We start from the raw sequence: 13069 nt of genomic DNA on the forward strand, positions 1-13069 counted from the left end.
GAACACGGAAGTCAAGCCTCCTATCGCCGATGGTACCTGGCCTACGGGTCCGGGAGAGTAGGTCGCCGCTGGATTCACGGGCCCCCCGAGGAAAAACCTCGGGGGGCCCTTTCTTTTATGTCCATCGCCGTCGCGCCGGGGCGTCGACGCGGGCATCGCCCGCCGTACATGGGCGCGGCTTCGGCCCGCCGCACCTGCCGTCGCCAGGCGCAGGCCATAAGCTGTCGCAGGAGGCTTACCGGGAAAGGCGTACCCTGCCGGCGGCCTTTCCGCCTGTCCCCGGGTTTGCGGGGCCTGCCCGACGAATCATCCCCTCAAAAGAATACCTTAAAAAAATTTCTTTGAGCCCTCGCCAGGGGGCTCTTGTTTTTTACCAAGGGACTTCCACCTGGGAATGGTGATTGTGGTGTTCGTGCGAGCTTATGGCGTACGATTTTGCTATCCTTTATCTTATGAAACCGTCTCTGTCTATAGTATTGCAGCTGCCTCCGTCGACCGCTTACGCAAAGCTTGATGCTGTTGCGGAAAACTTGTTGTCTGGTATGAGCAAGGTGCTTGAATCTGGCAAGTTCCGTTTTTCGATTTTTATGGATGGACCTACGCTTGAGGCTGCAGGACGTGTTGCCAGGCCTTTGATGTTCGGTAAATTCCGCAGGGCTGTTGAAGAGGGATGTCTTGAATTTTTGGGTGGCGGTTTCCATGATGCGATGCTGCCCCTGTTCCCTACGGAATTGCAATCGATGCAGCTTCAGAAGCAGGCGGAGTTGCTCTGGAAATATTTTTCCATTGAGCCGACCGGATACTTTAACTCGTCCATGGTTTGGGAAATGGACATGACGGAACTTCTGGAAAAGCATCGGTTTGAATATGCCCTTGTGCAGGAGTCCGCCCTTCAGGATGCTCTTGGACGTACGACTCCGGTTTCTGGCTGGTACTCGGTAGAGGACAAGGGGTCCTTCTTGCGGGTGGTTCCTGTTTCGGAGGTTATCACCAATGCGATTCAGAATGACGATTACCGCTGGCTGGAATTGGCGGAACCTTATTGCCGTGGTGGCAAGACTGCCGTTGTGTTACTGGATGTTCCTCCTATGCCGGGCGACATCGTGCCGTTCTTTGAAAGGCTGCTGGATTTTGTAGAGACTAATGATCTGCAGACCAAGACTGTTTCTAGTTTGGTCAACGACCAGAGTACGGAAGGTCGTCTGAGTTCCCTGCTTTCTGCGGGTAGAAAGATTGGTTTGCCTGCAGCAGCTAAGACTTGCCGCGAGCTTCTGATCCGTCGCCCCGAGGTGAATCTGCTGCACAAGTGCCTGCTATCCTTGTATAGGCGTGCGGTTGGAAACCTGAAGGATAAGGCGAAGCAGGATTTTTTGGAAATGTTGTTGCCGCTGATGTCTCCGATTTATTATCGAGATATGCAGGATTGTGAAGGTATGCGTTCACCCCTGGTTCGCTGGTGGGGGGCCAGGTTCCTGATGCAGGCGGCAAACCGCTTGTCAGAGCTGGTTTCCTTTGATGGAATCAGGCTGGAAGTGGCTGACTTTATGTTGGAAGGTCGTAAGCAGATTTGGGCTGAGAACCATTCCTACTCGTTTATGCTTGATTATTTCGGTGGCGGTTTTCTTAGAATTCTGAATGGAAAGAATTCAGAAAACAGTCTGCTAGGTTCTTGGCGAGATGATGGTGAAGCTGCCGTGGGTTTTATGGACTTCATGATTCCCAATGTGGAATTGAGTGCGGCCAAGCTTGATCAGATTCTTGAATATCGTGAGGGTGCTTTGCGAGAACCCTACGATTATCAGGTGAAGCGTCATGAGGGGGGTACGGATATTCTCCTTTTGGGGGAACAGCATTTCTCGTTCAGCGAACAGATGGGAGTCCTTCTTGTGGAGAAGTTCTATGAACTTTCTTCTGAAGGGTCTGATTTTGATCTTCGTTTTAAACTTACGAATGCGGCCTTCTCCTTGGCCAAGGGATTCTTTGGCTCCCTTCTTGAAACAGGACTTCTTGCATGTAATGGCCGACGTCAAATTCTTGTGAATGGCAGCGCCATTGCTTTTGATTTTAGTTCTCCGTTGGTTTACCCAGAAGCCAAGGTTATTGAAATCCTTGACAAGGTGACTACCAGTCGCATTAGACTTGAGTTCGAGACTCCGGCTTCGTTGCTGGTGTCTCCGATGTTTGGTGCTTCGTCGTCTGCGGCGCCGGAAGCCTTGCAGGGCATTCGACTGTTCCCCTTCTGGAAGGTCGAGCTGGAATCCAATGCCGAAAAGAACCTGAACATGACCGTTCGATTTTCTAAGAGGTAACCGTGAAGTCTGACTTGATTGACATCCAGGTGGAATCTAGCGGCGATGATGTGGAAATCACACTTTCCGGCTCTCTGGGTTTTTCCCAGTTTTCTGCCGTGAAGGAAAAGCTGGCCATGCTTGTTGAAGGGCCTGGTTGCTTCTACTTTCTGAATTTGCAGAATTGTCATTTTACCAGTGAGCGGTATCTTGACTTCTTTCTTGACTTGTTGAATCGCGTAAAGGCCCGCAAGTCTTCCCTGATTCTTATTTTCGACAAGAACGAACTATTCCAGTATTTTTCCAGGTATCAGAACATTTTCGAGATTTATGAAAATCGTCGTGCCTACAAGAAGTCTGGAACCAAGAAACAGCTTCAGCAGATTGGCCTTTATTATGGTTTGCGTTCCGGTATTACGCTCAGTCCTGGTGTGGCTATAGCCTTTTTGACCTTGATTCTTGGTTGGATTGTTACTTTGTTCATTGTCGTATCGACGCAGGGGCGAGACTTGGCTGATAAGCAAGCCCAGATTATTGCCTTGCAGAACCAGAAAGATCGCTACATCCGCGAAATAGATAAACTGGAATCAACGATTGGTCCTTTGCGTAAGCTTGGGGTGATGCAAGATACCACAAGGCTCAGTTCCTTTGGCTTGATTCAGGACTGGGTCGGTTACCTGGAGTATCTGGAAAATACCCGCCGCGAGGAATAGGCTTCCTATGAAGACCAGTGTTCGTTTTCCTGCGTGGTTATTGGGCTTGGCGCTAATCCTATGGTTTGGCGCTTTGGGTCTTTTCGTGTCTAGGTGGTTTACCCAGCAGCGTGCGTTATCTGAAATTGCTGCACAGGAAATAGAATTACGAAATGATCTAGATAGGCTGTCTACCTGGGGAAAATGGACTATTGATTTTATAAAGATAGACAAGGCTTTGGCTTACCTCTCGAAGGACCGTCTAACAGAAGAACAACGTGCTCTCCTGTCGGAACAGATTTGGCAGATTTCCAGGTCCTATGCCACGGATCCCTTGCTGATTTTGGCGGTGGTGGCCCAGGAGAGTCACGGCAATCCCAATGCCCGCGGTAGAATGCAGTCGGGAAAGTTTTCTGGTGCCTTAGGTTTAATGCAGATCAAGCTGGAGACCGCCAAGAAAATGGGGGATCGTTTTGGCTTGCCTATTGAAAAGGAAGAGGACCTGCTCAGACCGGAAATCAACGTGACTGTCGGTACTGCCTATTTGATGCGCCTTATTGCAAAATATGGAAACTGGAAGGATGCCCTGATTGCTTACAACCTTGGACATTCCGCTGTGGATAAAATGCTGGAAAAGGGAACTCCCTTGCCCACACGTTATTATGAACATGTTGTTTCAAAGTATAGAAACTTGACCCAACTTTCATTCTTGTAAGAATTTGCGAACTCCGTTCGCATTTATTACGGCTCAATCATGGCAAATCGCATAAATGCGATTGCCGTGATCTTCGCCTTTTTGTAAATTTGGTCCATGTTTTGTTTTGGGAAGAAATTCCAAATTTTAGCCACGCTATTTTGTGCGGTTGGAGTCATGGCTGGAGAGGTCCGGTATGACTTGTCTCGCTTTGTAGAAGAGGGCTTGAATTCCGATCCCCAGCTGGCAGAAACAAGGTTTGGTGCCCAGTCAAAACAAGACAAGATTGCTCAGTTGAAGGCCGAGGCTATTTTGCCCACTTTCTATGTGGGTATGATGGTCGGTCCGGCTCCTGGTCTTCGTGATGAAATCGATAATGGCGACACGACCGAGGTCTATGATTTTTCCAAGATGGGGCCTTATTGGGGCGTGCAGGCTCGATTTGTGCAGCCTTTGAATCTGGGACAGTATCGTGCAGGCAAGGCTGCCCTTGAAGCAGACCTGGAACAGAAAAATTTTGAAATTGAACATCAGGTCCACAAGAAAGATGTGGAACTGCAGACTTACTATTACAACTACCTGCTTGCCAAGGAAATGATTCGCATTGCCGCTGATGCCCAGAAGCAGGTGGATAATGCCTACGAGAAGATGGAAGAGGCGCTGGATGATGATGACCCCAGTGTTTCCCAGATGGATTTGTTGAATCTCAAGGCGAAAATGCATACCGTGAAGGAAGGTGTTTCTGAAGCCAACCTGGGTATGAAACGCGTGTTGCTGGCAATTCGTTTTGCGTTGAACATGCGTGACGAAGACACTTTTGCTTCGGAGGATTCTGTCTTGACTCCCCGTAGTGAACGTCTGCCTTCCCTGGAAGAGGTTCGCGATATCACCTTCCGTAACCATCCGGAATTGAAACAGCTGAACGCTGGTCTTAGGGCTCGTAGACTTCAGATGGATTTGGCAGAAGCTAAACTGGCTCCCGAATTTTTCGTGATGGGCGAAGTGGAATATGTAAAGAGCTGGGCTGGTAACCGTAGCATTATGCAGAAGGATGCCTTCTCTGAAGACGCGGTGAACAAGTTGACTGGTGCAGTTGGTTTTGGTCTCCGTTATAACTTGAATTTCTGGAAGAACTGGGAAAAATTCAGGGCTGCGAAGACGGATTATCGTGGCTTGCAACTGAAGGAAGGCTATGCCGCCAATGGTTTGATTGCCAAGGCTGAAGAACAGTATTATATCGTGCAGTCCGCCAAGGAAAAGATGGATGCCATGAAGGAAAGTCTTCGCGCTTCGGAAGCTATCTTGAAGGGTGCGGCCATGCAGTATGACTTGGATAAGTCTAAAACGGGCGACCTGGTTTCTGCATACACCCAGAATGTGTCTATGCAGAAGGACTATTATTTTGCGGTTTGCAAGTACAATGTGGAATTTGCTCAGCTGATCTCCAAGATGGGATTGTCGCTGAAGGACTTCCAGTCGAATTTAATAAAAAAGTGAGGAAGAACATGTTCAAGAAAATGTTAATTGCTATTGCCTGTGCAAGCCTGTTTGCTTTTGCAGCCGAAGATCCCGTCGCTTCTATCCAGAAGAAGGATGCCGAACTGCAGGCCTTGATCAAGAAGTCTAATCGTAGCGCCAAGGAAACTGAACGCGTTAAGTCCTTGCTGAACGAATCCTTTGACTTCGAATTGCTGGCCAAGAAGTCCCTGTCTTCTAGCGACTGGAAGGCTCAGGATGAAGCCTCCCAGAAAAAGTTCGTCGAAGAATTCCAGCGCATGGTCAAGAACTCCAGCGCCAAGCGCCTTGAAGTTTACCGCGCCGACTCTACCGTTTATGAACCGGCCAAGCTGAAGAAGAACGGCGAAGAAGCTTCTGTTGTTGCTCACCTCTGGAACAAGGGCAAGGAATCTGTTCTTGAATACAAGATGAGTCAGGTGAACGGTAACTGGAAGGCCTGGGATCTGGTCATTGACGACCTTTCTACGGCTCGCAACTATAAGGAACAGTTCGGTCAGATTCTTAAGACCAAGAGCTTTGCTGAACTGATTGAAGTCATCTCCAAGAAAGCCGACGAGGCGGAGAAGTAAGCCTGTTGCAGTGGCTTACGCCATGGACTGTTATCGGCGCGGTACTTTGTGTACTGGCGTTGGTTGTCTTATTTTTCCCGTTCATTTTTAAGATTGATTTCGAGGCTGGGCTGAAAGGATTTGAGGCCCGGTTTTCCATATTCAAGAAACAGTTCTATAAGTACGAAAAGAAGTTTTCGGAAGACGAGACCGCTGACGAAAAATATTCCGTAGGGGATTTTGATAGTCGCCCGGATAACGAGGAGGCGGTGGTTCCCACTTATGTGCCGCCTAAGAAAAAGGTGGAAGAACCGAAAATTGAATCGCGCCCTCCGGAACCTGCCAAGGAAAAATTGGAAGCCCCGAAAGTTGTGGAAACTCCTGTAGTCGACGAAGCTACAGAATCTGCTGAAAACGTCACGGAAATCGCTGCGGAACCTACTGAGGCTCCCGCTGAAGTCGCTGCGGAATTTGAAAAGGTTGAACCTCTCGTAGAAGAAGTAAAAACTGAAGAACCTAAAAAGGTTGAAACTTCTAAAAAATTCGAAGAATCGGTAAAAGTCAAAACGTCCGAAGAACCGGAATCTTCTGGAAAGGTGGACGTATCTGAGAAAACCGAAAAAACAGAAAAACCTGAAAAGCGTTCTTTGACAGATACGGAATTCTGGACGATTCTTTTGACGCCGGAGTTTGACGAAACTGCATTCTGGGCTTTGAAGAAATGGTTCTTCTGCTTGCTGCGCCTGTTCCGCATCCGTTTTGTGGATTGTTTTGTGGAAGGTTTCCGCGGCGAGGTGATGCACATGGGTTATGGTGCAGCCCTGAACGGATTTCTGAAGGGTTACCCGTACATTGGCGACTGGGATTTCAGAATGGACTGGACTCACGATCATGAACTGCGCTCAGCCGGTCAGGTTCGGGCCAGCATCAATCTGTGCCGCGTTATAGGACTTTTAATCGCAACGCTGTTTTATGGTGGCATCATTGCCTATAAGTTCTGGCGTCGCCGAGCTCACGTGTTGAAGACAAATGAATTGCCTGAACTGGGCTGGATTAGAAATAAAATTGTTAAGATGATGGCGGAGGAATAATGCCTGCTTTGACTTTGGAACGCCTGGTGGCGTCAATTGGTTTCGGCTCCCGCAAGGAAGCCCGCGCTCTTATCCGCGCCGGTATGGTGGAAATGGATGGCGAAGTGGTGGACGATCCCTTCGTGGAATTCAAGGCCCGCCCCGAGACGATCGTTGTGAATGGAGAAGAAATTCCCACGGTTGAAAAATTGTACATCATGATGGACAAGCCTCTTGATGTGGAATGCAGCCACAATGCCCGCGACCATCAGTCTATCTACAGCTTGCTTCCGGATCGCTTTACCGCCATGGGCCTGCAGTCTGTGGGCCGCCTGGACGCGGATTCCTCTGGTTTGATTTTACTCTCTAACCAGGGTGATTTCATTCATAAGGTGGAAAGCCCCAAGAAAGGCTACCTGAAAAAATATCGCGTGACTTTGGCCCGTGAATTTACCGCCGAACAGAAGGCAGAACTTCTGAAGGGCGTGATGCTGAAGGATGAACGTCGCCCGGTTCTTGCCCGTGAACTTTCCGAAGAACGTATTGTGATTGACGGCGAAGAAAAGGATACGGTTGTCATTTCCATCGGTGAAGGCCTGTACCATCAGGTGCGCCGCATGTTTGCCGCCGTGGGCAACCATGTGATGACCCTTTCCCGCGAGGCCATCGGCCCTGTCACCATGGACGGTTCCTTGGGCAGCGGCGGCTGGCGATTTATGACTGAAGAAGAAGTTACTTCTTTGACGAAGTAAAAAATGTTTGCTTAAAAATAAAAGCCTCGGTTATAAACCGGGGCTTTCATTTCTCTCTCTAAAAACTAAATTTGGTTCGTTAGAAATTTGGTTCGCTTGATTAGGCTTCGTCTTCGGTGGACTTGACGGCGATCATCACGTCCTTGTCTTCGGATTCCAGCTTTGCGTTCACGCCTTCCACAATGGCTTCCAGGGAATTGATCTTATCCTTGATGTCATTGCTGAACTTGAAGGAGGGAACCATGCGTTCCTCGATCATGACGGTTTCGCCGGTGCGGGGATTGCGAGCCGGACGAGACTTGCGAGGCTTGCAGCTGAAAGTACCGAAACCGCGGATTTCGATGGTATTGCCTTCGATCAGCTTTTCGCCCACCAGGTCGAGGAACTGTTCGATGACGGTCTTAATATCGTTGCGCACAAATCCAGTGGACTTGGCGATTTCTTGAATCAGAGTTTGTTTAGTAATATTAGGCACGACGTAAATATAGGTTTATCAATGAGTTAGGCTAGGTGTCCTGATGAAATTAAATATTTTTTCTGGGCTGATACTGCGAACTTTTTGTGGATAATTGTGATTAGAATGTTGAAAGATGTTGAAAATTTAAAACCTGCTGTTAAGTCCTTTAAACTCCGTGAATTAGAGGTGTTTCCCAATACCATTTTGAGCCCCATGGACGGGGTGACAGATGCCCCTTTTAGGCGTTTATGCCGTGTTTTGTCGGGAAATCGCATGGGATTGTTGGTATCTGAGTTCGTACCCACCAATGCCGACGAGATTTTTAGCCTTACGGGCCATAAACAGCTGAAATTCTACCCCGAGGAAAAGCCTTTCGGTATCCAGATTTTTGGCTGTTATCCCGATAAGATGGCCGCTGCGGCAAAAAAAATCGCAGATGGGCTCCATCCTGACTATATAGAGGTGAATGCGGGCTGCCCGGCCCCCAAGGTGGCGGGAAAGGGTAGCGGATCCGGTTTGCTTAGGGATTTGCCCCGTCTGCAGGAAATTTTGCACGATACCCGTAAGGCCCTGGATACATGTCAGGTGAATGTACCTCTAACCTTGAAGTGCCGCATTGGTTGGGATGACGATTCCATCAACGTCATGGAAACTTTGAAAATCGCGGAAGGGGAGGGGGTGGAACTTCTGGTGGTTCACGGCCGTACTCGCCTGCAGGGCTACAACGGTCTGGCCAACTGGGACTGGATCGGGAAGGTGGCCGCCGCCGCAAAGATTCCCGTGGTTGGCAATGGCGATGTGAATAGTGTGGAATGTGCCCTGGAACGCATCAATACCTATGGCGTGTCTGGCGTAAGCATTGGCAGGGGCGCCATGCACAACCCCTGGATTTTCGGGCAGATCGCCGACGCTTGGGAAGGTAAGCCGGCCCATATTATTACCGCTGAAGAGGCGCTGGATGTGTTCTCCATCTACTACAAGTTCCTGGAAGAAGAAGGCCGCACGGAAATGGGCGCCATGGGTCGTTTAAAGCAACTGGCCGCTCGACTGTGCAAGGGATTTGTGGATGGCTCCGAAGGTTGCGCGGACGAACCGCAGACTGGTACGTCGGCCGCCATGCATGTCCGTCAGACTTTGCTTACTGCCCAGACTCCCGAGGAATTTTTCGAACGCAAGGAAAAGCTGAAAAGTGGCATCGCCAAGAGCCTGCGCTACGAACCCAACCGCCTGGTGAATCTGAACGGCGCCAAGGATAACACCCTGGTTTTCGGGAATCGCTACGAGAATCGATAGGTGGTCGGTGGCTCCCTTGAGAACTGGTCAAAATTTTTGACCAGTTTGTCTTTCTTACACAACGAGGCTGTTCTCGTCCAGCAAAAAGTCGAAAACGTTCAAGAATACGATACCGTCTTGATTCTGGTGTTTCTTTATAGGGTCCAGCAAGTGCATCGCGGATTTTAAGTTCGTTATAAACTACGTTTTCCATCAAGTGGGGTTCTTCAATTTGCCTAAAGTTCAATCGTGCATTTCGGAGTCCCGCATCGGTAAAGTAAAACTTCATGGGGGTTCCGATGTAGCTTGCTTGACGCTCTTGAATGTGTCGGACAACTTTTTGGGGTTGGTCAGACTGCCAATATTTGAAGCTAGAACGTCCAGAAGTTCCGAAAGTTCATCCTTTGAACGAATATCGTTCCGTTCAAGAATATCGCCGACGTTTGTCATCTAGCGCAAATCCCTTGACGATGTACTCCTTGAGAATTTGGCTAGCCCATTTGCGGAACTGCGTTGCCCTCGAGGAATTTATTCGATAGCCTACGGAAATGATTGCGTCTAGGTTGTATTCTTCCAGTTCACCTTCCTCAAAGATGTTCTTTAGGTGTTTGCTAATTGCAGGAACGCCAACTTCAAACAGCTCTGCCATGGCTTTTGGCGTAAGCCACAAAGTTTCGTTTTCAAGCTTCACCTCAAGATGCGAAGACCCGTCATCGGAAACATAGATTACTATTTCGCCTTTCTTATCAGTGGTATTCATTCAATTCTCCGTGACACTGTATACTTTCCGTGTTTATGACCATCCGCAGTCAAGCAGGGTCATTTCAAGCGCAAATTCTCCCAAAATCGCCTAAATGTAAACTTGGGACAACATTTGGGTAGGATTTAAACATTGTGGGTATACAGTGTCCAGTAAAAAAAGTGGTTTTTACAAGCCCTTGTTTTTGCATGACAAATCCACCTCGTCGGAAAAAATTATCTTTCCACCCGATGAGACTGATTGTACTTACTTTATGCCTCTTGGCTGCGACCTGTTTCGCTCAAAGTGAAACGACGCCAATTGCAGAAGTAGATTCCGCTGCATACTACGAAAAGGTGTATGAGTACAATCATCAGAAATTTCGCACAGATGAATCCGTTTCGGACGTTCTTTTTTGGACGAGCGTTGGCTTGAGTGCCGTTGCTCCGATTTCGGCCATGATGTTGGGGGCATGGTCGATGGGTTGCAATGTGAACGAGGATAATGATTGCGAATGGTCCGCACTGGAATGGGGGCTAGCGACGCCGCTTTTTCTCTTTCTTCCGTCGTGGACGGCTTACGGCGTTTTCTCCTTGGCGAAAATTCATCGTCATAACAAATATAACCAGTACTACAAAAAACGTGAGGATTATATAAAGCGTAAACAACTTGAGAAAAACGGAGCTGAAGAACAGTTGCTGTCCATACAGGTGTTGCCCTTGGCGGATCCTGTGAAACAACGCTACGGAGCGTTGATTGCTCTGGGCTTTTAGTCAGGACATTTTTTACTTTATTTTCTTCTGCATTTTTTCGAAATTGTCCAGAAAGTCCTTTTCCACAGGGGAAAGTTGCAGTGCGGTCCGTTCGCTGAATTTTTCGTATTCCGAGTCCGCCTTTTTCTTTGCAACATCGGCGGAAATTTTGCCAGCATGATTTAGCAGAGCTTTGCCAGATAGTTTCAGGAAATCGTCCAGTTTTTGAATCCAGTCCTTCATGTACATAGGCGTGTGGCTTTGAGCCTGGAGTTCCGCAAAATCTAAGTACAGTGAAACGATTCTATTCAAAGTGTCGAGCTCTGTTTTTGACAAATAGTTCTTTGCAATTTCTGCATCGCCCTGTTTCGGCATGGCACCCGTCCATGACGTGAGTCCCATAAAATCTTTTTCTGCGGCAGCCCTTTCAAAAATTACTTCGGCTGCGGTGTGGCCGTGAGCCGAGAAGTGCGAGAAGCTCGTCAAAATAATTGCCGCCCCCGGCGCGTTTTAGCAAATCATCGTTCAGTGCAAAACCCTTCGTCAAGTATTCCCGCAAGACGTTTGTCGCCCAGATGCGAAACTGCACGCCTCTGTGGGAATTTACGCGATAGCCCACGCTAATGATCATGTCCAGGTTGTAGTAGGCGACGTTGTAATTTTTCCCGTCTGCGGCAGTTGTTGCAAAAAATGCAACAACTGAATCGGCGGTGAGTTCGCCAGATTCAAGGACACCCTTGATATGCCTAGAAATGGTAGACTTGTTCCTTTGAAAAAGTTCCGCCATTTGGTCTATTGAAAGCCATACAGAATCGTCTTTCAGAGAAACTTCAATCTGGGACTTTCCATCTTCAGTTTGATAAAGCAGCACGTTTCCAAAGTTATTTATATACACAAATGTACACTATTTTGCGGGCTCTGTCAAGCCAAAACATACCTTTTCACTCGGCTAGCAAAAGGTTTTGGTTTCGTAAACCCATTCTAAATTGTTTATTTACTGCACAATTACACTAAGTTCACTGTGGCGCCAAAGCCTAAAAATACAGCAAAATCGCAGCTATACAATCATACTTGACAGAGCAACGGCGCCTTCGCAATCGGAATACAGACTTTAAAATGCGTTTTCGCAGCAACGGCACCGTGTACGAATTGACTTGACACAGCCAAAAATTTTAGTAATCTGCCATTTTATTGCCATCCATCTTGTAATAAGGCCAAGTATGCCTAACTACATCAGACGGAATATAATTTTCATCTGCCACTGATTCTTCCTTCAAGACATTCAACAAATTTTCTGCATTCATTTCTTCTTTTAAAAATAAATCCATATATATTTCATGATAAATTGTAATACACGAATCACAGTATTTTTTTACTGATATTTCTGCAAAAAGATAATCGCATTTTATTCCATCTGTAGATTGGCAAAGAGCAAATTTCGCCCCATTATTATCTATATAAATAGGTCCCCGTTCAGACGCAAACGAATAAATGGATTTTACGGAAGAAGAACTTGAATCCTCGGGAAAATAATACATTTGTGCCGCATAATAAAAAAATAGAACATTTAACTCACCAACCCCACTCGCTTTTATTTGTAAAGTTTCTACATATTCTTTGAATGTTATATATTCTAGAGAACAAGGGTATAAAATTATTCGATTCTCTATTTTTTCTTCACACACATTATAGCGCAAAATAGACTTTTCCCCTGGTTCATACGTATACCTGCTATGGAACGAGTCCTTTATTCTCTCTGAAAAAATTTTCACACTCCAACGATTTCGGTCACCATTCAAAACAGCACAACTACTCATCACTAAAAGGGTTACAACAAGAAATCTAAAAGTCATCTTCGTTGCGTCTCCAAAAGAATATTGTACAAGCGTCTTCGGTTTCCAAAAGTTTCTAAAGTTTTTATAGTTTGTTTGCTTGTTGATTCTCTTTCAATAAATGTTTTGGCTATGTTCTTTCAAAGTGTAGATGTAATATAACTATCTAAAAAACACACCCTATTAGAAACTGAGATTTACCTACCTAAAAACTGTATCTTAGATACTTGGTCTAACCTAATTTTTGTTGGGTTAGACCATTTTTTAGTATTTTTTCAGCAAATTCAACCTAAAATGGCAGTTCTACACTCTAATAGAACATAGCCAAAAATTTGGCTGTGTCAAGCCGAAACGTACCTTTTTACTCGGCTAGCAAAAGGTTTTGATTTCGTAAACCCGTTCTAAATTGTTTATTTGCTGCACAATTACACTAAGTTCACTGTGGCGCCAAAGCC

At 46.9% G+C, this 13069-nt stretch carries 11 protein-coding genes and 3 pseudogenes; 9 read left to right on the plus strand and 5 right to left on the minus strand.

Annotated features, from left to right (window positions below; translation table 11 throughout):
* The first annotated feature begins 452 nt into the window (after nucleotides 1-452).
* The 7 genes from BUB38_RS10270 to BUB38_RS10300 all read left to right on the plus strand — a co-directional run bounded on the left by BUB38_RS10270 (nucleotide 453) and on the right by BUB38_RS10300 (nucleotide 7562).
* A complete protein-coding gene (locus tag BUB38_RS10270) occupies nucleotides 453-2309 on the plus strand; it encodes an alpha-amylase/4-alpha-glucanotransferase domain-containing protein (protein ID WP_158236700.1) in 1857 nt (618 codons plus the stop codon).
* Nucleotides 2310-2311: 2 nt separating this feature from the next.
* On the plus strand, nucleotides 2312-3001 hold the full coding sequence (locus tag BUB38_RS10275) for a hypothetical protein (protein WP_073160230.1): 690 nt from the start codon (nucleotides 2312-2314) through the stop codon (nucleotides 2999-3001).
* 85 nt (nucleotides 3002-3086) lie between these two features.
* The gene (locus tag BUB38_RS10280) at nucleotides 3087-3695 is read left to right on the plus strand and encodes a lytic transglycosylase domain-containing protein (RefSeq protein ID WP_158236699.1); all 609 of its coding nucleotides are present in this window, start codon (nucleotides 3087-3089) and stop codon (nucleotides 3693-3695) included.
* A 156-nt stretch (nucleotides 3696-3851) separates the two neighbouring features.
* Nucleotides 3852-5171, plus strand: a complete 1320-nt coding sequence (locus tag BUB38_RS10285) for a TolC family protein (protein WP_249269474.1) — start codon at nucleotides 3852-3854, stop codon at nucleotides 5169-5171.
* Nucleotides 5172-5191: 20 nt separating this feature from the next.
* Nucleotides 5192-5761 carry an MlaC/ttg2D family ABC transporter substrate-binding protein gene (locus tag BUB38_RS10290; protein ID WP_254794938.1) on the plus strand — a complete coding sequence of 190 codons (570 nt, stop codon included), beginning with the start codon at nucleotides 5192-5194 and terminating at the stop codon, nucleotides 5759-5761.
* Between the two features lie 5 nt (nucleotides 5762-5766).
* Nucleotides 5767-6831: a hypothetical protein gene (locus tag BUB38_RS10295; protein ID WP_139258402.1), complete on the plus strand. Its 1065-nt coding sequence runs from the start codon at nucleotides 5767-5769 to the stop codon at nucleotides 6829-6831.
* Nucleotides 6831-7562, plus strand: coding sequence for a pseudouridine synthase (locus tag BUB38_RS10300; RefSeq protein WP_083542095.1), 732 nt, complete (start codon nucleotides 6831-6833; stop codon nucleotides 7560-7562). The genes BUB38_RS10295 and BUB38_RS10300 overlap by 1 nt, the downstream gene beginning before the upstream one ends.
* 100 nt (nucleotides 7563-7662) lie before the next feature.
* On the opposite strand, the gene BUB38_RS10305 is transcribed toward BUB38_RS10300, so the two are convergent.
* Nucleotides 7663-8037: an HU family DNA-binding protein gene (locus tag BUB38_RS10305; protein WP_073160238.1), complete on the minus strand. Its 375-nt coding sequence runs from the start codon at nucleotides 8035-8037 to the stop codon at nucleotides 7663-7665.
* Between the two features lie 105 nt (nucleotides 8038-8142).
* Here BUB38_RS10305 and BUB38_RS10310 point away from each other — a divergent pair, with 105 nt between their 5' ends.
* Entirely contained in the window at nucleotides 8143-9312 is a 1170-nt protein-coding gene (locus BUB38_RS10310; protein ID WP_073160240.1) for a tRNA dihydrouridine synthase, read from the plus strand.
* Between the two features lie 157 nt (nucleotides 9313-9469).
* Here BUB38_RS10310 and BUB38_RS17030 read toward each other — a convergent pair.
* Together BUB38_RS17030 and BUB38_RS10315 are read right to left on the minus strand one after the other, a co-directional pair.
* Nucleotides 9470-9738 (minus strand): annotated as a pseudogene (locus BUB38_RS17030) (ATP-binding protein); the annotation flags it as partial.
* Nucleotides 9731-10051: pseudogene (locus tag BUB38_RS10315) on the minus strand (virulence RhuM family protein); the annotation flags it as partial. The pseudogenes BUB38_RS17030 and BUB38_RS10315, both read right to left, overlap by 8 nt.
* A gap of 230 nt (nucleotides 10052-10281) precedes the next feature.
* On the opposite strand from BUB38_RS10315, the gene BUB38_RS10320 reads away from it, so the two are divergent.
* Complete coding sequence (locus BUB38_RS10320; RefSeq protein WP_073160244.1) at nucleotides 10282-10803, plus strand: hypothetical protein; 522 nt, start codon at nucleotides 10282-10284, stop codon at nucleotides 10801-10803.
* A gap of 12 nt (nucleotides 10804-10815) precedes the next feature.
* Here BUB38_RS10320 and rhuM read toward each other — a convergent pair.
* Together rhuM and BUB38_RS10330 are read right to left on the minus strand one after the other, a co-directional pair.
* Nucleotides 10816-11677 (minus strand): annotated as a pseudogene (gene rhuM, locus BUB38_RS17035) (RhuM family protein).
* A 277-nt stretch (nucleotides 11678-11954) separates the two neighbouring features.
* The gene (locus tag BUB38_RS10330; protein ID WP_073160246.1) at nucleotides 11955-12635 is read right to left on the minus strand and encodes a hypothetical protein; all 681 of its coding nucleotides are present in this window, start codon (nucleotides 12633-12635) and stop codon (nucleotides 11955-11957) included.
* Nucleotides 12636-13069 lie beyond the last annotated feature (434 nt).

It is taken from the genome of Fibrobacter sp. UWH5, from assembly GCF_900142505.1.
In the GTDB taxonomy this organism is placed as follows: domain Bacteria; phylum Fibrobacterota; class Fibrobacteria; order Fibrobacterales; family Fibrobacteraceae; genus Fibrobacter.

What these genes read in the sequence shown, in the direction of transcription:
- BUB38_RS10270 (WP_158236700.1), top strand. Translation starts at nt 453, where the DNA reads ATGAAACCGTCTCTGTCTATAGTATTGCAGCTGCCTCCGTCGACCGCT.
- BUB38_RS10285 (WP_249269474.1), top strand. Translation starts at nt 3,852, where the DNA reads ATGGCTGGAGAGGTCCGGTATGACTTGTCTCGCTTTGTAGAAGAGGGC.
- BUB38_RS10290 (WP_254794938.1), top strand. Translation starts at nt 5,192, where the DNA reads ATGTTAATTGCTATTGCCTGTGCAAGCCTGTTTGCTTTTGCAGCCGAA.
- BUB38_RS10300 (WP_083542095.1), top strand. Translation starts at nt 6,831, where the DNA reads ATGCCTGCTTTGACTTTGGAACGCCTGGTGGCGTCAATTGGTTTCGGC.
- BUB38_RS10310 (WP_073160240.1), top strand. Translation starts at nt 8,143, where the DNA reads ATGTTGAAAGATGTTGAAAATTTAAAACCTGCTGTTAAGTCCTTTAAA.
- BUB38_RS10320 (WP_073160244.1), top strand. Translation starts at nt 10,282, where the DNA reads ATGAGACTGATTGTACTTACTTTATGCCTCTTGGCTGCGACCTGTTTC.
- BUB38_RS10330 (WP_073160246.1), bottom strand. Translation starts at nt 12,635, where the DNA reads ATGACTTTTAGATTTCTTGTTGTAACCCTTTTAGTGATGAGTAGTTGT.